The organism is Nonomuraea cavernae (genome assembly GCF_014646355.1).
GTDB lineage: Bacteria > Actinomycetota > Actinomycetes > Streptosporangiales > Streptosporangiaceae > Nonomuraea > Nonomuraea cavernae.
The window spans coordinates 96,551-120,392 of record NZ_BMNH01000017.1; the positions used below are offsets into that span (position 1 = coordinate 96,551).

The 23,842-nt window shown below is 71.6% G+C and carries 19 protein-coding genes; 2 read left to right on the forward strand and 17 right to left on the reverse strand.

All coding sequences use genetic code 11. From position 1 onward, the window contains the following. Positions 1-7 precede the first annotated feature (7 nt). Entirely contained in the window at positions 8-1,345 is a 1,338-nt protein-coding gene (locus IEY82_RS24960) for a serine/threonine protein kinase (RefSeq protein WP_189126634.1), read from the forward strand. A 9-nt stretch (positions 1,346-1,354) separates the two neighbouring features. Here IEY82_RS24960 and IEY82_RS24965 read toward each other — a convergent pair whose 3' ends face one another. From IEY82_RS24965 to IEY82_RS24975, 3 genes are read right to left on the reverse strand one after another with little or no spacing between them, the layout of a single operon-like run. Further along, positions 1,355-2,284 (reverse strand): RluA family pseudouridine synthase, encoded by a 930-nt coding sequence (locus IEY82_RS24965; protein ID WP_189126635.1) that lies wholly within the window; start codon positions 2,282-2,284, stop codon positions 1,355-1,357. Continuing rightward, the gene (gene lspA / locus IEY82_RS24970; protein WP_372459748.1) at positions 2,268-2,855 is read right to left on the reverse strand and encodes a signal peptidase II; all 588 of its coding nucleotides are present in this window, start codon (positions 2,853-2,855) and stop codon (positions 2,268-2,270) included. The genes IEY82_RS24965 and lspA overlap by 17 nt, the downstream gene beginning before the upstream one ends. After that, complete coding sequence (locus tag IEY82_RS24975) at positions 2,819-3,208, reverse strand: TraR/DksA family transcriptional regulator (protein ID WP_189126637.1); 390 nt, start codon at positions 3,206-3,208, stop codon at positions 2,819-2,821. Before IEY82_RS24975 ends, lspA begins: the two co-directional genes overlap by 37 nt. A gap of 453 nt (positions 3,209-3,661) precedes the next feature. Here IEY82_RS24975 and ileS point away from each other — a divergent pair, with 453 nt between their 5' ends. Then, complete coding sequence (gene ileS, locus IEY82_RS24980) at positions 3,662-6,808, forward strand: isoleucine--tRNA ligase (protein WP_189126638.1); 3,147 nt, start codon at positions 3,662-3,664, stop codon at positions 6,806-6,808. Between the two features lie 330 nt (positions 6,809-7,138). Here the strand turns inward: ileS and IEY82_RS24985 are convergent, their stop codons facing one another. The 14 genes from IEY82_RS24985 to IEY82_RS25050 all read right to left on the reverse strand — a co-directional run bounded on the left by IEY82_RS24985 (position 7,139) and on the right by IEY82_RS25050 (position 23,841). Further along, complete coding sequence (locus tag IEY82_RS24985) at positions 7,139-9,262, reverse strand: hypothetical protein (protein WP_189126639.1); 2,124 nt, start codon at positions 9,260-9,262, stop codon at positions 7,139-7,141. A 41-nt stretch (positions 9,263-9,303) separates the two neighbouring features. After that, complete coding sequence (locus IEY82_RS24990) at positions 9,304-10,170, reverse strand: DivIVA domain-containing protein (protein ID WP_189126640.1); 867 nt, start codon at positions 10,168-10,170, stop codon at positions 9,304-9,306. 108 nt (positions 10,171-10,278) lie between these two features. Then, positions 10,279-10,569 carry a YggT family protein gene (locus IEY82_RS24995; protein ID WP_189126641.1) on the reverse strand — a complete coding sequence of 97 codons (291 nt, stop codon included), beginning with the start codon at positions 10,567-10,569 and terminating at the stop codon, positions 10,279-10,281. An 80-nt stretch (positions 10,570-10,649) separates the two neighbouring features. Continuing rightward, a complete protein-coding gene (locus IEY82_RS25000) occupies positions 10,650-11,150 on the reverse strand; it encodes a cell division protein SepF (protein WP_189126642.1) in 501 nt (166 codons plus the stop codon). A 139-nt stretch (positions 11,151-11,289) separates the two neighbouring features. Next, entirely contained in the window at positions 11,290-11,982 is a 693-nt protein-coding gene (locus IEY82_RS25005; protein ID WP_189126643.1) for a YggS family pyridoxal phosphate-dependent enzyme, read from the reverse strand. 196 nt (positions 11,983-12,178) lie between these two features. After that, positions 12,179-13,534, reverse strand: a complete 1,356-nt coding sequence (ftsZ, locus tag IEY82_RS25010; protein WP_189126644.1) for a cell division protein FtsZ — start codon at positions 13,532-13,534, stop codon at positions 12,179-12,181. Between the two features lie 406 nt (positions 13,535-13,940). Beyond that, positions 13,941-14,603: a cell division protein FtsQ/DivIB gene (locus tag IEY82_RS25015; protein WP_189126645.1), complete on the reverse strand. Its 663-nt coding sequence runs from the start codon at positions 14,601-14,603 to the stop codon at positions 13,941-13,943. Positions 14,604-14,706: 103 nt separating this feature from the next. Next, the gene (gene murC / locus IEY82_RS25020; protein WP_189126646.1) at positions 14,707-16,107 is read right to left on the reverse strand and encodes a UDP-N-acetylmuramate--L-alanine ligase; all 1,401 of its coding nucleotides are present in this window, start codon (positions 16,105-16,107) and stop codon (positions 14,707-14,709) included. After that, entirely contained in the window at positions 16,104-17,180 is a 1,077-nt protein-coding gene (murG, locus tag IEY82_RS25025; protein ID WP_189126647.1) for an undecaprenyldiphospho-muramoylpentapeptide beta-N-acetylglucosaminyltransferase, read from the reverse strand. The genes murC and murG overlap by 4 nt, the downstream gene beginning before the upstream one ends. 11 nt (positions 17,181-17,191) lie before the next feature. Further along, positions 17,192-18,475 carry a putative lipid II flippase FtsW gene (ftsW, locus tag IEY82_RS25030; protein WP_189126648.1) on the reverse strand — a complete coding sequence of 428 codons (1,284 nt, stop codon included), beginning with the start codon at positions 18,473-18,475 and terminating at the stop codon, positions 17,192-17,194. Then, positions 18,472-19,836, reverse strand: a complete 1,365-nt coding sequence (murD, locus tag IEY82_RS25035; RefSeq protein ID WP_189126649.1) for a UDP-N-acetylmuramoyl-L-alanine--D-glutamate ligase — start codon at positions 19,834-19,836, stop codon at positions 18,472-18,474. The genes ftsW and murD overlap by 4 nt, the downstream gene beginning before the upstream one ends. Beyond that, positions 19,833-20,894, reverse strand: a complete 1,062-nt coding sequence (gene mraY / locus IEY82_RS25040; RefSeq protein WP_189126650.1) for a phospho-N-acetylmuramoyl-pentapeptide-transferase — start codon at positions 20,892-20,894, stop codon at positions 19,833-19,835. The genes murD and mraY overlap by 4 nt, the downstream gene beginning before the upstream one ends. After that, positions 20,891-22,312 carry a UDP-N-acetylmuramoyl-tripeptide--D-alanyl-D-alanine ligase gene (locus IEY82_RS25045; RefSeq protein WP_189126651.1) on the reverse strand — a complete coding sequence of 474 codons (1,422 nt, stop codon included), beginning with the start codon at positions 22,310-22,312 and terminating at the stop codon, positions 20,891-20,893. The genes mraY and IEY82_RS25045 overlap by 4 nt, the downstream gene beginning before the upstream one ends. Beyond that, positions 22,309-23,841 carry a UDP-N-acetylmuramoyl-L-alanyl-D-glutamate--2,6-diaminopimelate ligase gene (locus tag IEY82_RS25050; RefSeq protein ID WP_189126652.1) on the reverse strand — a complete coding sequence of 511 codons (1,533 nt, stop codon included), beginning with the start codon at positions 23,839-23,841 and terminating at the stop codon, positions 22,309-22,311. Before IEY82_RS25050 ends, IEY82_RS25045 begins: the two co-directional genes overlap by 4 nt. Position 23,842: the final 1 nt, after the last annotated feature.

The following is a 23,842-nucleotide window of genomic DNA, read 5'->3' on the forward strand; positions in this document are numbered from 1 at the left end:
ACGCCGCATGTCCGAATCTGCGGGACTTGTCGGTGGGCGCTACCGACTCGTCAAGACCATCGGCTCGGGCGGCATGGGCACGGTGTGGCAGGCTCATGACGAGGTGCTCGGCAGGGATGTGGCACTGAAGGAGATCCACCCGCCCCACGAGCTGAACGGTCCCGAACGCGACGAGTTCACCATCCGGACCTTCCGCGAGGCCCGGGCGGCGGGACGCGTCGCGCATCCGGGCGTGGCCGCCGTCTACGACGTGCTGGAGGAGCACGGCCACCCCTGGATCGTCATGCAGCTGATCCCCTCCCGCACGCTGGGCGAGCTGGTACGCGACCAGGGTCCCCTGTCCCCCGCCGAGACCGCGGCCATCGGCGTCCAACTCCTGGAGGCGCTCCGCGCGGCGCACGCGGCGGGTGTGCTGCACCGGGACGTCAAGCCGGACAACGTGCTGCTGACCGACTCCGGCCGGGCGGTGCTGACCGATTTCGGGATCGCCACCACCGAGGACGAGGCTCCCGTCACCAGGACCGGCATCCTCGTCGGCACGCCCGCCTTCATGGCGCCGGAGCGGGCGGCGGGCGGCCGGGCGCACGCCGCCTCAGACCTGTGGTCGGTCGGGGTGACGCTCTACGTCGCGGTCGAGGGGCGCTCACCGTTCCAGCGCCCGCACGCCCTGGCCACCCTGGGCGCGGTCATGCACTCCGAACCCGATCCGATGGCCCGGGCGGGCGCGCTCGCGCCGGTCGTGCTGGGGCTGCTGCGCAAGAACCCGGCCGAGCGGCTGTCGCTGGACGAGGCCGAGCGCCGGCTGCACGCGATCATGACCGGGACCGCGCCCGAGCCGACCGCGTCCCTGGACGTCCCGCCCCCCGTCCCCGCCCGGCCGGCCGGGCCGAACCGCCGGATGCCGCTCGCGGTGCTCGCGGCCGGCGCCATCGTCGTCGCGCTCACCACGGGCGGCATGGCGTGGCTGTCGCACCGCGACTCCGGTGCCCGCCCGCCCGCGTCGACGCCGGCCGGCAGCCCCACCGCGATGCCCTCCAGCTCGGGACCGACTCCGGCTCCCACGGACGCGTCGCCGGAGCGGACGGTCACCACTCCGGGAGATCGGCGGGTGCGGAACGCCGGCCCGTCGTCCGGCTCGCCGGAGGGCCGGCCGGAGTCGTCCGGCCCCCGCCAGAAGACCACCCGGGGGCCCAGCCGCGAACCCACCAGGAAACCGGCCCCCACCACGTCGAAGTCCGACGACGACAAGCCCGCCTCGCGGACCCCCGGGCAGGTCGAGCCCTCCGACAACGGCCGCAAGGGCAAGAAGCCCAAGAAGCCCAAGAAGGACAAGAAAGACGGCTGACCCGCGGGCTCAGGACTCGGCGCGGACGATGTCGAGCGCCTTCTGCAGGTCATCGGGGTAGTCGGTGCCGAAGGAGATCCACTCGCCGCTGCCGGGATGCTCGAAGCCGAGCGCCACCGCGTGCAGCCACTGGCGGGTGAGGCCCAGCCGGGCCGCGATCGTCGGATCGGCGCCGTACATCAGGTCACCCACGCACGGGTGGCGCAGCGCCGACATGTGCACCCGGATCTGGTGGGTGCGGCCGGTCTCCAGCTTGATGTCGAGCAGCGACGCCGCCCGGAACGCCTCGATCGTGTCGTAGTGGGTGATCGACGGCTTGCCGCCCGCGACGACCGCGAACCTGCCGTCGCCGGACGGGTGCCGGTCGATGGGCGCGTCCACGGTGCCCCGGAACGGGTCGGGATGCCCCTGGACCAGCGCGTGGTAGCGCTTGTCGACCGTACGCTCCTTGAAGGCGCGCTTCAGGTGGGAGTAGGCACGCTCGCTCTTGGCCACCACCATCGCGCCCGTGGTGTTGGCGTCGAGCCGGTGCACGATGCCCTGGCGTTCGGCCGCGCCGCTGGTGGTGATCGTGTGGCCGGCGCCGAGCAGCCCGCCGAGCACCGTCGGGCCGGTCCAGCCGACGGTCGGGTGGGCGGCCACCCCGATGGGCTTGTTGACCACGACGATGTCGTCGTCCTCGTGCACCACGCGCATGCCGGGCACGGGCTCGGCGACCGGCATCGGTGCCACCACCGGCGGCGGGAGCGTCACGTCGAGCCAGGCGCCCGCGTGCACCCGGTCGGACTTGGCCGGGTGCCGGCCGTCGACCAGCACCTCACCGGCGACGATCAGCTCGGCCGCGCGGGTACGGGAGAACCCGAACAGGCGCGAGAGCGCGGCGTCGAGCCGTTCGCCCTCCAGCCCGTCGGGCACGGGCAGGCTACGCTGCTCGGCCACTCTTGCCCTCCCTCGTGCCGTCGATCTGGTAGCCCCGCCAGGCCAGGACCACGGCCAGGATCCCGCCGCAGACGATCGCCGAGTCGGCGATGTTGAACACCGGGAAGTAGTCGATGACCGGGAACCTGCCGGGCAGCACCTCGACAAAGTCGACGACGTGCCCCTGGAACTGCGTGTCCCTGCCGATCCCCGACGGGTAGCGCAGGAGCCGGTCGGTCAGGTTGCCGAGCGCCCCGCCGAGCAGCAGGCCCAGCGTGAGCGCCCACGGGACGCTGCCCAGTTTACGGGCGGTGCGGATGATGGCCACCACCACGCCCACGGCGATGAAGGTGAAGACGATCGTCATTCCGGTGCCGATGCTGAAGGCGGCACCGGAATTGAAGATCACTCTGAACTGCAGCACGCCCTCGATCACGACCAGCGGCGGCTTGCCCTCCAGGGCACGCAGCACCAGGGTCTTGGTGATCAGATCGGCCGCGTAGATCACGACGGCCAGTCCGACGAGGACCGCGGCGAGACGTCCGCGCCGTCCGCCTACCGGCGTTCCTCCCTCTGCTTGCAGGCCACGCACAGCGTCGCCCTCGGGAACGCCTGCAGACGTTCCTTGCCGATCGGCTTGTGGCACGATTCGCACACTCCATAGGTCCCTGCGTCGATCCTGGCGATCGCACGTTCGTTCTGCGCGACCAGGTCGCGTGCATTCAGGGTAAGGGCGATCTCGCGTTCCCGCTCGTACGTCTTGGCTCCGGCGTCCGCCTGGTCGTCACCGGCACCCTGGGTCACATCGCCGGAGGCGATCTCCGACTCGTGCCGGAGGATGTCGGTGTTGAGTTCGTCGATCTCCGTCTTCAGGGCGCCGCGTACCTCGGCCAGCTCCTCTTGCGACCACATCGCCGGTGTAGCGGTCTGCGTGACTGCCGCCATGGCTGCCTCCATTGCTGATCAAGGCCGTGAATGGTGCGGGCAGCTTAGGTGCCCCCATAACGGATCGACAAACGACCCGCCGGGTCGTTTACCTCCCCCGTACTATCCCGCCCCGCCCTCTCAACTCCCCCTCAGCAGCGCCCATTCCCTCATCTTTGACGGCGTTTACGACTTCCGTACCGGAGACAGGATCGTCACCGGCCAAACCAGGAAGCCTTTGCCTCCGACCTGCGTTATGGTGTGAAGGCTGCAAGGCGTCGATGGGGCCCCATGTGAGGGACATCACCCCGGAGCCGCCGGAAGAACGGCTTCCCCGAAGCTCACTAGACCCGGCCGCAGCCCGAACGAAGAGGGCCTCTCCGAGGCCAAGAAGGGTGGTACCGCGGGGCCGCACGTCGGCTTCGTCCCTTCACGCAGCCCTGTAGCCAGTGATCGCGTGGAGGCCCGCCCGAGATGTCTTCCCCTACGTTCCGCTCTCTTCCCGCGCAGGTCGACCTGCCCGCGCTCGAGCGTGAGGTCCTCGACCGGTGGCGGGACGGCAAGATCTTCGAGCGTTCCGTCGAGCAGAACGACGGCAACCCGGCCTGGGTCTTCTACGAGGGCCCGCCCACCGCCAACGGCCTGCCCGGCGTCCACCACGTCGAGGCCCGCGTCTTCAAGGACCTCTTCCCCCGCTACAAGTCGATGCGCGGCTTCAGCGTGCCGCGCAAGGCCGGCTGGGACTGCCACGGCCTGCCGGTCGAGGTCGGCGTGGAGAAGGAGCTCGGCCTCGCCGGCAAGAAGGACATCGAGGACTACGGCATCGCCGAGTTCAACGACAAGTGCCGTGAGTCGGTGCTGCGTCACGTCGACGCGTTCGAGCAGATGACCGAGCGGATGGGCTACTGGATCGACCTGTCCACCGCCTACCGGACCATGGATCCGTCCTACATCGAGTCGGTGTGGTGGTCGCTCAAGGTCGTCTTCGACAAGGGGCTGCTGTTCCGCGACTTCCGCATCACCCCCTACTGCCCGCGTTGCGGCACCGGCCTGTCCGACCACGAGCTGGGCCAGCCGGGCGGCTACGAGACCGTGTCCAGCCCGTCCGTCTACGTCCGCATGCCCGTGACCTCCGGCCCGCTGGCCGAGCTGGACGCCTCGCTGCTGGTCTGGACGACGACGCCGTGGACCCTGGTGTCCAACACCGCGGTCGCCGTGCACCCCGACGTGACCTACGTCGCCGCGCGCACCCCCGGCGGTGAGGTGCTGGTGGTGGCCGAGCCGCTGCTGGCGGTGCTCGGCGAGGGCGTCACCGAGGTCGCCCGCCTCTCCGGCCGCGAGCTGGAGCGCACCCCCTACTCCCGCCCCTTCGACCTGGTCGACATCCCGGGCTCCCACTACGTGGTGCTCGGCGACTACGTCACCGTCGAGGACGGCACCGGCCTGGTCCACCAGGCGCCCGCGTTCGGCGCCGACGACCTGGCCGTGACCAAGCGGTACGACATGCCGGTCGTCAACCCGATCGGCCCCGACGGACGCTTCCTCGACGACGTGCCGATGGTCGGCGGGCAGTTCTTCAAGGACGCCGACGAGGCGCTCACCGACGATCTGCGGGAGCGGGGCCTGCTGTTCCGCGGCGGCCACTTCGAGCACAGCTACCCCCACTGCTGGCGCTGCCACACGCCGCTGCTCTACTACGCGCTCCCCTCCTGGTACATCCGCACCACCGCGGTCAAGGACCAGCTGCTGGCGGAGAACTCCACGACCAACTGGTACCCCGAGACGATCAAGTGGGGCCGGTTCGGCGAGTGGCTGCGCAACAACGTCGACTGGTCGCTGTCGCGCTCGCGCTACTGGGGCACACCGCTGCCGCTGTGGGTGTGCTCGGCCGACGAGTCCCACGTGACGTGCGTGGGCTCGATGGACGAGCTGGGCGCCCTGGCCGGCCGCGACGTGTCCGCGCTCGACCCGCACCGCCCCTACGTCGACGACGTGACCCTCCCCTGCCCCACCTGCGGCGCCGAGGCGCGCCGGGTGCCCGACGTCATCGACGCCTGGTACGACTCCGGCTCCATGCCCTTCGCCCAGTGGGGCGCCCGGGGCAAGCCCGAGGGCGTCTACCCGGCGCAGTTCATCTGCGAGGCGACCGACCAGACCCGTGGCTGGTTCTACTCGCTGATGGCCGTCGGCACCCTGGTCTTCGGCCAGTCGTCCTACGAGAACGTGCTCTGCCTCGGGCTCATCCTGGCCGAGGACGGCCGCAAGATGAGCAAGCACCTCGGCAACGTGCTGGAGCCCATCTCGCTGATGGACGAGCACGGCGCCGACGCGCTGCGCTGGTTCATGGCCTGCTCGGGCTCCCCCTGGGCAGCCCGGCGCGTGGGCCACAACACGCTGGAGGAGATCGTCCGCAAGGTCCTGCTGACCTACTGGAACACCGCCTCCTTCTTCACCCTCTACGCGGGCGCCGAGTCGTGGTCGCCCGCGATGCTCGCGGACGCGCTGCCCGCGTCCGAGCGCCCGTTGCTCGACCGGTGGGCGCTGGCCGAGCTGCACCGCACGGTGGCCGACGTCACGGCCTCGCTCGACGAGTACGACACCCAGCGCGCCGGCCGCAGGCTCGCCGAGTTCCTCGACGACCTGTCCAACTGGTACGTCCGCCGCTCGCGCCGCCGCTTCTGGCAGGGCTCGCGGGAGGCGTTCGCGACCCTGTACGAGTGCCTGGAGACGGTCACCCGGCTGATGGCGCCCATCACGCCGTTCGTCACCGACTACCTGTGGGACGTGCTGCGGGCCGATGACGCCCCGTCCTCGGTGCACCTGGCCTCCTGGCCGGCCGTGCGGGAGGACCTGCTCGACCCGGCGCTGTCGGAGCAGATGGCGCTCGTCCGCCGCCTGGTGGAGCTGGGCCGCTCGGCCCGCGCGTCCTCCGGGGTCAAGACCCGCCAGCCGCTCGGCCGCGCGCTCGTCGGGGCGCACGGCTGGCCGGCGCTCCCGCCCGAGCTCCGCGCTCTCATCGCCGACGAGCTGAACGTCCAGGCACTGGAGGACATGTCCGGCTTCAGCGCCGATCTCGTGTCCTACACGGTCAAGCCCAATTTCCGTGCGCTCGGCAAGCGCTTCGGCTCCCAGACCAAGCTGGTGGCCGCCGCGGTGACCTCCGCCGACTCCACCACGCTGGCCCGCGCCCTGCGCTCGGGCGCCACGGTGACCGTCGAGGCGGGCGAGCTCGGCCCGGTCTCGCTGGGCCCTGACGAGGTGATCGTCACCGAACAGCCCCGCTCGGGCTGGGCGGTGGAGACCGGCGCGGTCGACACGGGCACCGGCGAGACGGTCGCGCTCGACCTGGAGCTGACCGACGAGCTACGCCGCGCCGGCCTGCTGCGCGAGGTCATCCGCCTGGTGCAGGAGGCCCGCAAGTCCACCGGCCTGTCCATCACCGACCGCATCGACCTGTGGTGGACCGCCTCCGGCCCCGACCTCGCCGAAGCCCTGCGCTCCGGTGCCGGCCCGGTGGCGGACGAGGTGCTGGCCACGTCGGTCACGGAGGGATCCGAGCCTGGCCTGCCCTCCCACACCGACGCGGACCTGGGCCTGACCTTCCAGCTCCGCCGCTCCTGACGGCCTATCGCCCGGGCGTGCTCTCCCACGGGGAGCACGCCCGGGCCATCCAGCGTTTCGAAGCTCGCCGGGACCCTGGCAGCACATCCTGGGACCACCTCGGCACAGGCTCGCTACGTTCTGGCCCGCCTGGGCACGTATCGGAACCCGCCTTATCGTCCCGGAACAGACTCGCTACGTTCTGGACTGCCTCGGCACCGAAATCCACCAGATCGCTAGGTGTTGGGACGGCATTGGTTCCCCGTGTCGCCTTCAGGCACGTCCTGACGTCCTGATCCTGACGTCCTGACGTCCTGCGGTGGTCGCTCGCGACTGTCTCGAACGCCGGGCTCAGCCGGCCGTCTCACGGTCGCTCTGGCAGACCGAACAACTGGTGAGGCCCGCCGTCTCCGCCTGAGCGAGGGTCATGGTCTCCACACCGCTGTCACCGGCGCCCCTGATCAGCGGGCAGTCGGTACCGTGGTAGCGGCGCGTCCCGGAGATCACCTTCACCGTGGCGGCGCGCTCCTTGGCAGGGGTCTCCTTGCCGGCCCCGTTACCAGCGCGTTCGCCACCCTCAGCGCCCTTGCCACCCTCGACATCCTTGGCCCGCTCAGCGTCCTTAGCGCGGTCAGGGTCCTTGGCCCGCTCAGCGTCCTTGGCGCGCTCGGCGTCCTTAGCGCGCTCGGCGTCCTTAGCGCGCTCGGCGTCCTTAGCGCGCTCGGCGTCCTTGGCCCGCTCGGCGTCCTTGGCCCACTCGGCGTCCTTGGCCCACTCGGCGTCCTTGGACTCCTTGGCTCCCGTGGCGGCCGTGCCCTTAGCAGTGCCGGGCGACGCCGCGCCCTTACCCACGGCATCTTCACCGGTGGGCGCCGTGTCCGACCTGTCCTCGCCTCCGGCTCCACCCTTACGTTCGGCTGTCGCGGCCGGTCGCGTCGATGACCTGTCCGACGCGCCCGACGTAGCGCCTGACTCCCTCGCTGCTCCGGACGTGCCCGCCGCCGTGTCCCGCGGCTCGCTCGCCAACCGTGGTCCAGCGGCCTCGCCGGACGGCTCCAAGCGGACCGGCCGCGAGGGGAAACGAGCGGTCTCCTCCGGCTCGGGCTCGGACCCGGCGCCCTCCGGCTCGCCCCGGCCGGGCGAGGACGTGGGCCGCTGGGACGCTCCCGCCGAACCGGGTCCGGAACGCTGCCCTGGGGCTCCCTGGGACCCCGGGGACGCTCCCGGGCGTTGCGGCCTGCCCTGGCCGCCGGCAGCGGAGCCACCGGACGACGAGGACCGTGGGGACTCCGCCGGGGAACCGCGCCCGGCCCCTCCCGTACGCGCGGGCGGGGCCTCGATCGGCTCTCCCGTGGCGGACACCGCCCGCTGGGGCCGGGTCTCCGGGCCCTGGTCGGTCAGGTCGGCCTCGGCATCGGCGCCGCGAGTGGGTTTCTCCGAACCTTCGGATCGGCCCGATCGGGCTGACGGACGCTCAGGACGCTCTGTGGGGGCGGAGCGGTCACCAGGGGAGGAGGATGTGGCGACCTCCGCTCGGGAGTCGTGAGGCCCCCGGCGGACGGCCACGAAAGTCGTCTGGCCGGATTCTTCCTCGCCGGGCTTGGCCGTACGGGAGGCAGGCCACTCGGCGGGGCCGCTGGAGGACGAGCCCTGCGCGGGATCCGACGGACGCCCGAACCACCCGGCCGACCGGTCCTCGTGGGAGGCGGCGGGGGCGGGCTCCGGGCTGGGGGTGGAAACCCGGGCATCGGGCTTCGGCCGGGCCATCGGCTGCCTGTCCGTGCCCGGGGGGCGAGGGGCACGCGACTCGTTGACAGGCCCGGGACGAACGGGATCCGAACCGGCGGACTCGGAACGGGCGGACCCGGAACGGGCGGACTCGGAACGGGTGGACCCGGAACGGGCGGGCTCAGTGGCGTGAGCCCGGCTCTCGGTGGACACGGCCGGGTCGGCCTCGGGCGGCGACTGTCGTCCGCCGAGCGCCGCGTCCGGCAGGCACGTGGTGCATGGGGTGAACCCCTCCTCGCGCGCCTCTTCGTGCGTGAGCTCTTCGTGATCTCGTCCGGCCAGCTGGCGGCAGCCCGGAACGTGGTAGCGCTTGCGCCCGGGGATCACCAGGACGATCGAGTCCGGGGAGATCCCCCTCGCCGCGGGGCGGCGGGGAGCCGGAGCGGGCATGGTCACCGTCTGCTGCGTCAGCTGCGGACGCGCGACCGGCGGCGCCCCCATCGGGCCGGCCTGGGTGTGCGGAATCCCGGGCGGCGCGAGGCCCGCCGGCGATCTGACCGGCTCGGCGGCCCGTCCACCACCGGGGAACAACTCATGACGCCGCAGGAACACACCGATCACGAGGAACAGCGCGGACAGCACGCTGGCCACGATGGACCACATGATCAGGTAGACCTTGGCCAGTACGAAGCCCGCGATCAGTAACACGACCGCCGCGAGCACCAAACCAGCGCTGATAAGGATCACAGAGGGCTCTTTCGAGTGACGGGTCCCATTGACCCGCTACTTTACCGGCGGTCGCCGTGGGGACCGTCGCCGCCGGGGAAAGCGCCCTGCGGAGCCTCGCCACCGAACGGGTTGGGACCACCGGGAAGAGGCGGCTGCCCCCCCGGGGACACCGCGTGCGACATGGCCGGAGCCACACCCGCGGGTCCGCCCGGCATCACCGGAAAGCCACCGCTGCCCTCGGCGGAGACGTTGAGCTCGGCGAGCTGGTTCTCCAGGTAGAGCTTGAGACGGCTGCGGTATTCGCGCTCGAAGCTGCGCAGCTCCTCGACCTTGCGCTCGAGCTCGTCACGCGTCTGGACGAGGGAGCCCATGGCCTGACGGTGGCGCTCCTGCGCGTCGCGCTCGAGCGTCTCGGCACGGGCCCGGGCGTCGCCGATGACCTGCTCGGCCTGACGGCGGGCCTTGGTGAGGATCTCGTCGGCCTCGCGGCGGGCCCGGGTGACGGTCTCGTCGGCCTCACGACGGGCGTCGGAGATCGCCTGGTCGGCGGTCTGCTGGGCAAGCGCCAGCACGCGGGCCGCGGTGTCCATGTTGTCCTCGGCGGGAGGCATGTTCATGGCCACGGGCATCGGCTGCTGCTGCGGCTCGGGCGCCTTCATGGGCTCCGGCTGCGGCGGCATCATCATCTCGGGCTTCGGCCCTTCCTGGACCGGCGCGGAGGCCATGGGCATGTTCATGCCACCCGGGACCTTCCCACGCAGGCACTCGCCCAGTTTGGCGCGAAGCTCCTCGTTCTCTTGGATCAGGCGGTCAAGCTCAGCCTCGACTTCGTCGAGGAAGGCATCGACCTCTTCCTCGTCGTAGCCCGGCCGAAGCCGGGTCGTACTGAATTGCTTGTTCCGCACATCAGCGGGCGTCAGCGGCATCTTTTGCTCTCCTTGGCGCGCTTGGAGTCTGTCCGGAGGGACGGTAGAACCCGAATCACTTCAGCGCGGACACGAGTTGGATCTTGACCAGGGCCCCGGCAGCCCCCTTCACCCGCCCAGCGACTGCGCGATCTGCAGCAAGATCAGGACGACGATGAAGAGCACTGTGAAGCTTAGGTCAAAGGCCACCGTACCCAACCGGAGCGGAGGAATGAAACGGCGGAGGAACTTAAGGGGTGGGTCTGTTGCGGTGTATGTGGCTTCGGCTAGCACCAGAACGACCCCCGAGGGCCGCCATTGGCGGGCGAACGCCTGGACCGTCTCAAAGATCATCCTGCCGATGAGCAGCACCAGGTAGAGCGCCAGGATGATGACCAAGATCTGACTTACGATCCCCACGGTCTGGCCGCGCCTCCACTTCTCATGTGCCCCCCGGGCCTCGGTGAGACCAGGCTGGGTGCGATAGACATACAGAGACTCTAACTCTGGTTGAAGAACCCGCGCTCCGCGATTCGGGCCTTGTCCTCGGCGGTCACCTCGACATTGGCTGGGGACAACAGGAACACCTTGTTGGTAACACGTTCGATGCTGCCGTGTAGGCCAAAGACGAGACCTGCCGCGAAATCGACGAGCCGCTTGGCGTCGCTGTCGACCATCTCGGTCAAGTTCATGATCACCGGCGTGCCGTCGCGGAAGTGCTCGCCGATCGTCCTCGCCTCGTTGTACGTGCGGGGGTGCAGCGTGGTGATGCGGGCCAGATCGGTCGTGCGGCGCTCCAGGACGGTCGTGGTGGGCCTGGGCGCGGAGGATCCGGGATCGGCGTCGTCGTCACGGTCCTGGACCGCGACGGGCCGGTCCTCGCCGACACGCGGGGAGTCGTCGTCGTAGGCGTACTCGTCGGGGTAGCTTTCGTACCTCTCGTAACGGTCGTCCTCCACGAGACCGAGGTAGACCGCCATCTTGCGCATCGCGCCGGCCATCGCTACGTCGTCCTCCTGCTCATGGTCGCACTCGCTCGGGCCAGTCGCCGGGCCCGAGGCGGTAGGCGTACCCCCTTGAAGCTCACCGCTGATCGACCTCTACTGGATAGGTGGGCCTGAAGGCCCACTTGACGGGACATTACCTGACGAAGGGCTTGCGACGGCCGAGCAACGCCGTACCGACCCGCAGGTGTGTCGCGCCGTAGGCGACCGCCTCGGCGAGGTCCTCGCTCATGCCCGCCGAAATCATCGTGGCACGCGGGTGTCGCTCCTGTACGGCGAGGGCCACATCCTGTAGCCGGGCGAACGCCTTGGCCGGCTCCTCGCCCAGCGGGGCCACCGCCATGACCCCGCCCAGCCAGACGTTGTCGTAGGCGGCGATCTGGTCGGCGAGGTCGAGCACGTCGCCCGGCATGGCGCCACCCCTGCCGGGGTCGTCGTCGAGCGAGACCTGCACCAGGCAGCCGATCTCGCGCCCCTGGCGGCCCGCCTCCTTGCTGACGGCCGCGGCCAGTCTGAGCCGGTCGACCGAGTGGATCACGTCGGCGTAACCGACCACCGAACGCACCTTGTTGCTCTGCAGTTGCCCGACGAAGTGCCAGGTCAGCGGCAGCCCGGCGAGCTCGCGCGCCTTCGGTGCGGCCTCCTGGTCGCGGTTCTCGCCGACGTCGCGCACACCCAGCTCGCACAGGATCCGCACGTCCTCGGCGGGGCGCGTCTTGGTGACCGCGATCAGCGTGACCTCGCCGCGGTCGCGTCCCGCCGCCCGGCACGCCTCCCCGATCCGCTGTTCGACCTCGGCCAGTCCGGCCGCGATCTCGTCCCGCCTCATCACGCTTCTCCCTTTTGCATGGGCTTACCCCATTGTTCGGCACGACGGCCCCGCGCGCCCGCGGACCGCACATGATTGTTCCGCGCGGACGGCTCGGCGAGCCCACGGGCCCGGGGGCGCGATGACCCCCACACACGGCGACGCCGCTCCGCCGTACCTCTGAGAAGGGGGGCGGAGCGGCGAGGAGCCTGGTGGGTCACTTGAGGAAGTCGGGAACGTCCAGCTCCTCCTCCTGCTCCTCGAAGACCACCGGACGACGTTTGCCGGGCTCCGACATGCGGGAGGTGATGGGGGTGGGCGGATTGGCGGGCTCGGGCGTGGGCCGCGGGATCGAGACGGGCGGCTCCTCGGCGACCGGCTCGGGCGCCGCGACGGGGGCGGGAACGCCCTCGACGGGGCGCGCCGGCTCGGGCCGCACCTCGACCCGAGGCTCCGGGCGCGGGTCGGGCCTGACCTCCGGGCGGGGCTCGGGACGCGGATCGTGGCGCGGCGCCGGCTCGGCCTTCACGGTGGGCGTGGCGGGACGCGGCGGTGTCACGGGCGGCGCCGCGGCCGGCGCCGCCGGACGGCTCTGCGGCCGCGGCAGCGGCTTCTCCACCGGCGGCGGCACGTCGTCGAAGCCCGCGGCGATGACGGTGACCCGCACCTCGTCGCCCAGGGCGTCGTCGATGACCGTGCCGAAGATGATGTTGGCGTCGGGCGCCGCGGCCATCGAGACGAGCTGGGCCGCCTCGTTGATCTCGAACAGGCCGAGGTCGGAGCCGCCGGCGATCGACAGCAGCACGCCGTGCGCGCCGTCGATGCTGGCCTCGAGCAGCGGGCTGGAGACGGCCATCTCCGCGGCCGCCACCGAGCGGTCGTCGCCACGCGCGTGGCCGATGCCCATCAGTGCCGAGCCGGCCCCGGACATGACCGACTTGACGTCGGCGAAGTCGAGGTTGATCAGGCCGGGCGTGGTGATCAGGTCGGTGATGCCCTGCACACCCGACAGCAGCACCTGGTCGGCCGCCTTGAACGCGTCGAGGACGCTGACCTGCCGGTCGGAGATCGACAGCAGGCGGTCGTTGGGGATCACGATGAGGGTGTCGACCTCGTCGCGCAGCGTCTCGATGCCGGCCTCGGCCTGCGAGGCCCTGCGCCGGCCCTCGAAGCTGAACGGCCGGGTGACGACTCCTATCGTCAGCGCGCCGAGCGACCGGGCGATGTTGGCGACGACGGGCGCGCCACCGGTGCCGGTGCCGCCTCCCTCGCCGGCTGTGACGAAGACCATGTCGGCCCCCTTGAGGACCTCCTCGATCTCCTCACGGTGGTCTTCGGCCGCCTTGCGCCCCACATCAGGGTTGGCGCCAGCGCCCAGTCCGCGCGTGAGCTCGCGGCCCACGTCGAGTTTGACGTCGGCGTCACTCATCAGCAGCGCCTGGGCGTCGGTGTTTATCGCGATGAACTCGACGCCCTTGAGTCCCTCCTCGATCATCCGGTTGACGGCGTTGACTCCGCCGCCGCCGATGCCGACGACCTTGATGACCGCGAGGTAGTTCTGCGGTGCTGCCACGACGAGGGGCCTTTCCGCTCGTTGACTTGCCATTTCGGTGCGGATCGACTCCGCGTTCTTTCATTCGTTAACTCTCAACCTCAAGTTGAGATTCAGATTTATGTCAACCTGAGGATTGATACGGACAGTAGGAGTTACGCTCTGGGTGGGTCAACTAACCGCGCCGCAAGCGCGTCCGGCGTGTCGCGGGCTGTCCGTTTCGCTCTGCCGTCACGCCAGGTCCGAGCACTCCTGCGCTACAGGCTCTCACGCCGGGGCCTCCCCCGTGGACAGGCTCGGCGACCGCCGCGCGCCGGATTCGCCGGGCCGCGACACCGGAAGACCGCGATGGCCGGTGAAATGCGAGTCATGTCCCATAGACGCCCCGCCATCGCCGCCGGATCACCGACGCGTCGGCCGGGCGGCCTCATTTCAGGGTCACCACGTCCGGCGAGCTCACGTCGTAGACGCCCGCCTCGCGCCGCAGCAGGGTGGTCAGGATGCGCGCCTTGTCCTCGCCCCTGTCGGAGCCACCCCAGATGACGGTGCGGCCGTCGGACAGATCGAACGACACGTCCTCCGCCGACGTGGCCCGCACCTGCCGCACCCTGCCCGCCAGGGAGCCGGGCAGGCCGCGGATGACCTGGAGCGCCGCCATCGTCGCCGGGTCGCCGGCGGCCGGCCGTTCGACCTTGAGCACGGGCAGCAGGGGCGGGGCCATGTCTCTGACCTCGATGACCACGCCGTGCCCGTCGACGACCGCGGCCTTGCCTCCGACGTAGAGGGCGGCGACCGGCTCGCGCTCGACCACCTCGATCTTGAGCGTGCCGGGCCAGACCCTGTCGATCTTCGCTGTGGCCAGCTGCCGGATGGTCATCACGCGGCTCTCCACCTCGTCGAGGTCGACCGTGGCCAGCGGGTGCAGCTTGGGCACCCCGGCCTGCCGTTCGATCTGGTCGGAGGGCACTGTGAGATTTCCCACGATCTCGATCGAGCGGACGCCGAGCACCGGCGACCAGAACACCAGCCAGGCGGCGCTGCCCACCACGCCGGCGGTGAGCAGCACCAGGAACGCGGTCCGCGCCTTCATCTCTCCCCTGGATCCGTAGCCGTGGCCCCGAACCTACGCCGCGACCGCCCCGTGGCTCCCGAGGCGCGCCCAAGGACGGCGAACACGTCGCGCACCGGGCGGGTCAGCGGGCGGACAGCTCGGCCAGGATCTGCGGGCCGAGCTCGGTCACGTCGCCCGCGCCCATCGTCAGCACGATGTCGCCCGCCCGCGCGTGGGAGGCCGCCAGCGCGGGCACCGCGGCGCGGTCGGGCGCGTAGGCGACCCGCTCGGCCGGCAGCCGGACCCGGCCCGCCACCAGAGCGCCCGACACCCCCGGCTCGGGATCCTCGCGGGCGCCGTAGACGTCGAGCACGATGGCCACGTCGGCCAGGCCCAGCGCGGAGCCGAACTCGTCGGCGAAGAACCTGGTGCGGGAGTAGAGGTGCGGCTGGAAGATCGCGATGACCCGGCCGGTGCCCGAGTAGGAGGCCACCACGTCACGCGCGGCCCGCAGGTCGGCGGCCAGCTCGGTCGGGTGGTGGGCGTAGCTGTCGAACACGGCCACGCCGCCCGCCTCGCCCTTGGCCTCGAAGCGCCGCTTGGCCCCCGTGAAGGTCGCCAGCCCGTCTCTGATCTCCTCGAACGGCAGCCCCAGCTCCTCGGCCACGGCGATCACCGCGGTGGCGTTGAGCGCGTTGTGAGCCCCTGGCACGGGCAACCGGACGTCGCCCCGGCCCTCGATGGTGAACAGGGTGCCGAACCCGTCGGGCCGCACGCCGCTCACCCGGACCTCGCCCGCCTCGCCGTAGGTGCGCACGCGTACGCCCCGGGCCCGCGCGTGCTCGGCCAGCTCCACCGCTCCCGGGTCGTCGGCGCAGACGATGAGCAGCGACCCCACCCGGTCGGCGAACCGCTCGAAGCCGGCGTGCACCGCCCGCGGGTCGCCGTAGTTGTCGAGGTGGTCGGCCTCCACGTTGGTCACCACGGCGATGTCGGGCGCCAGCATGAGGAACGAGCCGTCGCTCTCGTCGGCCTCGGCGACGAAGACCTGGCCGGAACCCTCGTCGGCGCCGAGCCCGGTGGTCACGAGCTGGCCGCCGACGCAGTAGGACGGGTCGGCCCCGCACTTCTGCAGCGCCACGGTCAGCATCGAGGTGGTGGTGGTCTTGCCGTGGGTGCCCGCGATGGCGACGGCGGTGCGCCCGGCCATCACGGAGGCGAGCGCGGCGGCCCGCGGGATGACCCGCAGCCCCTGCTTGAGCGCCTCGCCCAGCTCAGGGTTGGAGTCGCGGATCGCGGTGGAGACCACCACGGTGTCGACGTTCTTGATGTGCGAGGCCGCGTGGCCGATGTGCACGGTCGCGCCCAGCTCGCGCAGCTCGACCACCTGGTCGGAGCTGCGGGAGTCGCTGCCGGACACCCGCACGCCGCGTTTGAGCAGGATGCGGGCGATGCCTGACATGCCGGCGCCGCCGATGCCGATGAAGTGCACGTTTCCGAGATCGCCCGCGGCGACGGGATCCACCAGCTTGACCAGGCTCATCGGGCTATCTCCAACACTTTCCGCGCGAGCATGACATCGGCGTCCTTGCGCCCCAGCTTCGCGGCGGCTTCGGACATGACGGCGACCCGCTCGGGGTCGCGCAGGATGGGCAGCACGTTCTGAATGATCCAATCGGGTGACAAGTTGGAATCGTCGACCATGAGGCCGCCGCCTCCCGCGGCGATGCGCTCGGAGTTGACGCGCTGCTCGCCGTTGCCGTGCGGCAGCGGCACATAGGCGGCGGGCAGTCCCACCGCGGTCAGCTCGGCGCAGGTGAGCGCGCCGCCGCGGCACAGTGCCAGGTCGGCGGCCGCGTAGGCGAGGTCCATCCGGTCGACGTAGGGCAGAAGGACGTACTGCGGGTCGCCGGGCGGCGGCTCGTGCTCGACGGTGTTCTTGGGACCGATCACGTGGAGCACCTGCACACCCGCCGCCCGCAGCGCGGGCGCGGCGGCGAGCGCGGCCTCGTTGATCGACCTCGCCCCCTGGGAGCCGCCGAACACGAGCAGCGTCGGCCGGTCGTTCTCCAGCCCGAACCAGGAACGGGCCTTGTCGCCCATGGACAGCCGGTCGAGCGTGACGATCTCACGCCGCAGCGGGGTGCCGATGTAGGCCGACCCCGCCAGCGCGGCGTCGGGGAAGCCGGTGAAGACGTGCTCGGTGAGCCGCGCGCCCAGCCGGTTGGCCAGGCCCGGACGGGGATTGGCCTCGTGGACGACGATCGGCAGGCCGCGGCGCTTGGCCGCGAGGTAGGCGGGGGTCGCCACGTAGCCGCCGAACCCGACGAGGACGTCGGCCGACACCCGGTCGAGGATCGCGGCCACCGCGTTGACCGCGCCCGCCAGCCGCCCCGGCACGGTCAGCAGCCGCGGCGTCATCGCCCTGGGCAGCGGCACCGCGGGCACCAGCTCCAGGTCGTAGCCCCTCGGGGGGATGAGCCGCGTCTCAAGCCCGCGCTCGGTGCCGACGCAGGTGATGCCGATGCCCGGGTCAAGCCGGCGCAGCGCGTCAGCAAGGGCGAGTGCGGGCTCGATGTGCCCGGCCGTCCCGCCACCGGCGAGGACCACCCTCATGTCGACTCCCTCTAACGTCTCGCTCGGCCTTTGTTCATGCCCCCCAGGCCAAGCCAGCTTAGGGCCCGTACGACTGGTCCGGGGCCACGCGCGGCCAGAGCTTCCCGCGCCCCGGGCTCACGTTTGGCGAACGACAGCAGCATGCCCAGCGCGGCCAGCGTGGGCAGCAGCGCCGAGCCGCCGTAGGACACCAGCGGCAACGGGATGCCCGTGATGGGCAGCACGCCGAGCACGGCTCCGATGTTGACGATGCCCTGGCCGACGATCCAGGCCACGACGGCGGCGGCGGCGAGCCGGATGAAGGGGTCGTTGACCCGGCCGGCGACCCGCAGCCCGGCGTAGCCGAGCAGGCCGAAGAGCGTGATCACGACCAGCGTGCCCATCAGCCCCAGCTCCTCGCCGAGGATGGCGAAGATGAAGTCGCTCTCGCCGTGCGGCAGCCAGCTCCACTTCGCCCTGCTGCTGCCCAGGCCGAGCCCGAACCAGCCGCCTGAGCCCATCGCGATCTGCCCCTGTACGGCCTGGTATCCGGCACCCTGCGCGTCGGCCCAGGGGTCGAGGAACGCGCTGATGCGGGCCATCCGGTACGGCTCGACCCTGATCATGATGACCGCGGCCAGCACGGCCAGCGCCATGATGCCGCCGAACAGCTTGATCGGCGCGCCCACCACCCACAGCAGCGACAGGAAGATCATGAGCAGCACCAGGGTGGTGCCGAGGTCGCGGCCGAGCATGACCATGACGGCCAGGATCGCGGTGCCGGGCATGAGCGGGATCAGCAGTTGCCGCCACTCGATGCGGCCCTGGCGGGCACGGCGGGCCAGCAGGTCGGCGCCCCACAGCGCGAGCCCGAGCTTGGCGGGCTCCGACGGCTGGATGGTGAACGGCCCCACGTAGATCCACCGCTGCGCGCCCAGCTCGGACGAGCCGATGAACAGCACCATGACCAGCGCGATGATCGACAGCGCCATCAGCGGATAGCCGGCCCAGCGGAAGAACCGGTGCGGCAGCCGGGAGCACGCCCACATGATGGGCACGCCGATGGCCGTCGACAGCGACTGCTTGATGAACCACGAGAACGGGCTGCCGGTCTTCGCCAGCGCCTCGATGCTGGAGGCGGACAGCACCATCATCAGCCCGAGCGCCAGCAGCAGCGCGCTGCACCCGATGATGAGGTAGTAGGTGGTCAGCGGCTTGCCCAGCAGCTCCTTCAGCGCGCCGCGCTGCTCTCGCAGCCATCCGGCCGGCCCCTCGACCGCGCTGCGCCGCGGCGCCTCCTCGGTCGTCGCGCTCACGTCGCGGCCTTCAGCTCGCGTACGGCTCTCGCGAAGGCCTCCCCCCGCGCCGGGTAGTTGGCGAACATGTCGAGCGACGCGCCCGCCGGGGAGAGCAGCACGGTGTCACCCGGCGAGGCCAGCCGGGCGGCTTCGGAGACGACGTGGTTCATCACCCCAGTGTCTTGGCCCGAGATGTCCACGACGGGGATATTCGCGGCGTGTCGCGCGAGAGCTTCGGCGATCCGGCCGCGGTCGACGCCCAGCAGCACCGCGCCGCGCAGCCGGGGGGCGGCCCGGCGCACCAGCTCGTCGACGTCGGCGCCCTTGAGCTGGCCGCCCGCGATCCACACGATCGACGGGTAGGCCGACAGGGCGGCGGCAGCGGCGTGCGGATTGGTGGCCTTGGAGTCGTCGACGTAGTCGACCTCGCCGACCCGGTCGACGAGGGACATGCGGTGCGGGTCGGGCACGAAGTCGCGCAGCCCCTGGCGTACGGCCGCGGCCGGCACGCCCACGGTGCGGGCCAGCGCGGCGGCGGCCAGGGCGTTGGCCACGTTGTGCGGCGCGAACGGGTGCACGTCGCCCAGCGTGGCGAGCTCCTCGGCCTCCTCGACCGGGTCGTCGACGAACGCCCGGTCGACCAGCAGGTCCTCGACCACGCCGAGCTGGCCGGGCCGGGGCACGAGCAGGGTGAAACCGACGGCTCCGGGACGCGGCCCGGCCAGCCGCGCCGCCTCGGGGTCGTCGGCGTTGTAGACCACGGTGCCCGCGCGCTCGAAGATCCGGGCCTTGGCCGCGGTGTAGGCCTCCATCGAGCCGTGCCAGTCGAGGTGGTCGGGCGCGACGTTCAGGATCGCGGCGGCGTGCGGGGCCAGGGTGCTCGACCAGTGGAGCTGGAAGCTCGACAGCTCCACCGCCAGCACGTCGTACGGCTCGCCCACGGCCTCGATGACGGGCACGCCCACGTTGCCCACGGCGGCCGCCTGCCGGCCGGCGGCCAGCAGGATCGAGGTGAGCATGCGGACCACGGTGGTCTTGCCGTTGGTGCCGGTGAGCGCCAGCCAGGGAGCCGCCTGGGCGGGCCTCAGCCGCCAGGCCAGCTCGACCTCGCCCACCACCTCGACGCCCGCCTCCAGGGCGGCCGCGATCAGCGGGTGGTGCGGGGCCCAGCCGGTGGTGACCAGGCGGCCGACCCCCTCGGGCAGCTCCATCGGGCCGAAGCGGATCTCGACGCCGCGCCGGGCGAGCTCGGCCGCGGCGACGCGCTGCCGCTCGCCCTCCTCGGCCTCGACCACCACGACCGGCTCGCCCCGCGCGGCCAGCACCCTGGCCACCGCGGTGCCGGAGACGCCGAGGCCGGCGACGCAGGTGAGACTCATGCCTTGGGCATCCACTCGACGTAGAACAGGCCGAGGCCGAGGGCGGCGCACAGCATGGCGATCAGCCAGAAGCGGACCACGATCGTGGTCTCCGCCCAGCCCTTCAGCTCGAAGTGGTGCTGCAGCGGCGCCATCCTGAACACCCGTTTGCCGGTCATCTTGAAGAAGCCGACCTGGATGATCACCGACAGCGTGATGATCACGCAGAGCCCGGCGAGGATGATCAGCAGCAGCTGGGTGCGGGTGGCGATGGCCAGGCCCGCCAGCACGCCGCCGAGCGCCAGCGACCCGGTGTCGCCCATGAAGATCTTGGCCGGAGGCGCGTTCCACCACAGGAACCCGATCAGCGCCCCGAGCACCGCGGCGGCCACCACGGCCAGGTCGAGCGGATCTCGCACCCAGTAGCAGTTGGGGCCGAGCTGGTCGATGCAGTTGTTGCGGAGCTGCCAGTTGCCGATCAGCACGTAGGCGGCCAGCACCACGCCGGTCGCGCCGCTGGCCAGGCCGTCGAGACCGTCGGTGAGGTTGACCGCGTTGGAGAAGCCGACGATCATCACGAGCACCCAGATGGTGAAGCCCACGATGCCGATCGACGACGGCCCGAAGTCACGCAGGAACGACAGCCGGGTCTCGGCCGGGGTGATGCCGTAGACATTGGGCTGCCGGGTCACCAGCACCGCGAAGATCGCGCCGACGACGAGCTGGCCGAGCGCCTTGGCGCCGCTGCGCAGGCCGAGACTGCGCTGCTTGTAGATCTTGATGAAGTCGTCGAGGAAGCCGACCGCGCCGAGCCCCGTCATCAGGAACAGCACGAGCAGTCCCGAGACCGTCGGCGGCGTCAGCGTCGCGAGGTGGGAGCCGCCGTAGGCGAGCAGCGAGGCCAGCACGATCACCGTGCCGCCCATGGTGGGGGTGCCGCGCTTGTCGTAGTGGCCCGACGGGCCCTCCTCGCGGATCTCCTGGCCGTAACCCCGCCGGGAGAACAGCCGGATGGCCAGAGGTGTCCCGAGCATCGACAGGATCAACCCGACCGCACCGGCGATGATGATGTTGGTCACTGGGGGGCACCCCCGAGCAGCAGCTCGGCCGTCGTCTCCAGGCCCATCGCCCTGGGCCCCTTGATCAGCACCACGTCACCCGGGCGCAACCAGCCCGAGAGCTCGGCCGCCGCCGCCCGCGCGTCCTCGACGTGCGCGATCGGCATCTCGCCCTCGGCGACCGGCCCGCCGTCGGACCGGGCCGCCCGCGCGGCCCCGAAGGCGCCCTCGAGCACCGGGGTCGCGTCGGGGCCCGCGACGATCAGGCCCGACAGGCCCGCGCCGCCCGCCAGGCGGCCCAGCTCGGCGTTGAGCTCGGGGCCGTCGTCACCCAGCTCGCGCAGGGCGGCGATGACGGCGAACCGGCGACGGCCCGCCCCGAGCACGCCGAGCGCCTGGAACGCGGCCCGCATCGAGTCGGGGTTGGCGTTGTAGGCGTCGTTGATGACGGTGACGCCGTCGGGCCGGTCGGTGACCTCCATCCGCCACCGGCTGCGCGGTGTGGCCTCCGACAGCTCCTCGGCGATGACGGCGACGGGCAGGCCCAGCTCGTAGGCCGCCGCGGCGGCGGCCAGTGAGTTCTCGACGGCGTGCTCGCCGTACAGCTTGAGGTTGACGGACGCGGCGCCCGACGGGGTGCGGAGCGTGAAGGAGGCGCGCCCGCGCTGGTCGACGGTGACGGCCTCGGCGCGGATGGCCGCCTCAGGGGCGCGCCCGAACAGCGTGACGCGCGCGCGGGTGCGGGAGGCCATCGCGCGCACCAGCGGGTCGTCGGCGTTGAGCACCGCGACGCCGGTCTGCGGCAGCGCCTCGACCAGCTCGCCCTTGGCCTGGGCGATGGCCTCCTTGCCGCCGAACACGCCGAGGTGGGCGGTGCCGACGTTGAGCACGACCCCGATGCGGGGCGGCGCGATGCGGGTCAGCTCCGTGATGTGGCCGATGTTGCGGGCGCTCAGCTCCAGCACCAGGTAGCGGGTGTCGAGGTCGGCCTTCAGCACCGTGAGCGGGTGGCCGATCTCGTTGTTGTACGAGCCGACCGGCGCGATCGTCGGCCCGATCCGCGCGGTCAGCCTGGCCAGCAGGTCCTTGGTGGTGGTCTTGCCGGCCGAGCCGGTCACCCCGATCACCGTCGCCTCGGGCAGCGACGCGGCCTGCGCGGTGGCGAGCGCGGCGAGCGCGGTGGCGGTGTCGTGCACGATCACCGCGGGCGCGTCGACCGGCCTGGAGGCCAGCACCGCGACGGCGCCCGCCCGGACCGCCTGGGCCGCGTAGTCGTGGCCGTCGACCCGCGTGCCCTTGAACGCGACGAACAGCGAGCCCGGTCGCACGTCACGCGAGTCGATCACGACGGGGCCGCGCACCACCGCGCGAGGGTCGGCCATGCCCGACAGGGCGCCCGAGGTCATCTCGGCGATCCTGGCCAGAGGCAACGGGATCATGCGTGCTTCCTGCTTTCCTTGCGTGCGTCGATCGCTGCGGCGACCACTTCGCGATCGTCGAAGGGGATCACCTCGCCTGAAACGTACTGGCCCTGCTCGTGACCCTTGCCTGCCACGACGATCACGTCGCCGCGTCCGGCCCGGCCGATCGCCAGACTGATCGCGTCCGCGCGGTCGGGCTCAATGATCACATGGGCGCGGTCGTGCCGGGGAACGCGGAGCGCTCCCTCCATCATCGCGGCCAGGATGTCCAGAGGATCCTCGGAGCGAGGGTTGTCGCTCGTGAAAATCGCCACATCCGCCAGCCGCGCGGCCGCCTCGCCCATGAGCGGGCGCTTGCCGGTGTCCCGGTCGCCGCCGCAGCCGAGGACGACCGTGAGGGTGCCGGCCGTCACCTCTCGCAGCGAGCGCAGCACCGACTCGACCGCTCCCGGTTTGTGAGAGTAGTCGACGACGGCCTGGAAGTCGTCACCGGCGGCCGTCACCCGCTCCATGCGGCCGGGCACCCCGGTGAGGGTGCCGACGCCGTGGACCGCCGTCTGCAGCGGCACTCCCGCCTCGACCAGCGTGACGATCGCGCCGAGCGCGTTGGCGACGTTGAACGGGCCGGGCAGCGAGATCTGCGCGTCGGCCTCGACGCCGCCGGGACCGAGCACCCGGAAGGTGCTGCCGTCGGCGCCGAGCCGGGTGTCGACCGCCCGCCACGCGGCGCCGGGATCGCCCAGCGCGGAGAAGGTGGTCATCGGCACCTTGGCCCGGCCCAGCAGCTCGCGGCCGTGCGGGTCGTCGAGGTTGGTCACCCCGGTGCGGCAGAGCTCGGGCTGGAACAGCCTCACCTTCGCCGCGTAGTAGTCGTCGAAGTCCTTGTGGAAGTCGAGGTGGTCCTGCGACAGGTTGGTGAACAGGGCCACGTCGTAGAAGACTCCGTCGACCCGGCCGAGCGCGAGCGCGTGGCTGGAGACCTCCATGGCGGCGGCAGTGACGCCCCGCTCGCGCATCAGGGCGAACAGGCCGTGCAGATCGGACGCCTCCGGGGTGGTCAGCCGGGGCTCGAAACGGACCTCGCCCGCGTGGATCTCGACGCCGCCGACCAGCCCCGTGACGTGGCCCGCGGCGCGCAGCCCGGCCTCGATCAGGAACGTGGTGGTGGACTTGCCGCTGGTGCCGGTCACGCCGAGCACCTGGATCTCCTGTGCCGGCCGGCCGTAGACCCAGGAGGCGACCTGGCCGAGCACGGCGCGCGGATCGGGCACGACCAGCACCGGCAGCCCGGTCGCGACGGCCTCGGCGCGCCCCTCGGGGTCGGTCAGCACGGCGACCGCGCCGGCGGCCATGGCCTGCGCGGAGAAGCGGGCGCCGTGGACCTGGCCGCCGCGCAGCGCGACGTAGAGGTCTCCGCGCCTGACCTCGCGGGAGTCGATGGTGACACCGGTCAGCGCGGCGTGGGGCGATCTCGACGAGCCGGAATCGGCGTCGAGCATGGTCGCCAGCCCGGTCAGCGGGCGGGGCGGACTGGTCGTTGGACGCATA

Coding starts and splice junctions, on each gene's coding strand:
- IEY82_RS24960 (WP_189126634.1), top strand. CDS start 8: ATGTCCGAATCTGCGGGACTTGTCGGTGGGCGCTACCGACTCGTCAAG.
- IEY82_RS25000 (WP_189126642.1), bottom strand. CDS start 11,150: ATGGCCGGCGCGATGCGCAAGATGGCGGTCTACCTCGGTCTCGTGGAG.
- ileS (WP_189126638.1), top strand. CDS start 3,662: ATGTCTTCCCCTACGTTCCGCTCTCTTCCCGCGCAGGTCGACCTGCCC.
- IEY82_RS25045 (WP_189126651.1), bottom strand. CDS start 22,312: ATGATCCCGTTGCCTCTGGCCAGGATCGCCGAGATGACCTCGGGCGCC.
- IEY82_RS25015 (WP_189126645.1), bottom strand. CDS start 14,603: ATGAAGGCGCGGACCGCGTTCCTGGTGCTGCTCACCGCCGGCGTGGTG.
- murD (WP_189126649.1), bottom strand. CDS start 19,836: ATGAGTCTCACCTGCGTCGCCGGCCTCGGCGTCTCCGGCACCGCGGTG.
- IEY82_RS24975 (WP_189126637.1), bottom strand. CDS start 3,208: ATGGCGGCAGTCACGCAGACCGCTACACCGGCGATGTGGTCGCAAGAG.
- IEY82_RS24990 (WP_189126640.1), bottom strand. CDS start 10,170: ATGCCGCTGACGCCCGCTGATGTGCGGAACAAGCAATTCAGTACGACC.
- IEY82_RS25050 (WP_189126652.1), bottom strand. CDS start 23,841: ATGCGTCCAACGACCAGTCCGCCCCGCCCGCTGACCGGGCTGGCGACC.
- murG (WP_189126647.1), bottom strand. CDS start 17,180: ATGAGGGTGGTCCTCGCCGGTGGCGGGACGGCCGGGCACATCGAGCCC.
- IEY82_RS25005 (WP_189126643.1), bottom strand. CDS start 11,982: ATGAGGCGGGACGAGATCGCGGCCGGACTGGCCGAGGTCGAACAGCGG.
- murC (WP_189126646.1), bottom strand. CDS start 16,107: ATGAGCCTGGTCAAGCTGGTGGATCCCGTCGCCGCGGGCGATCTCGGA.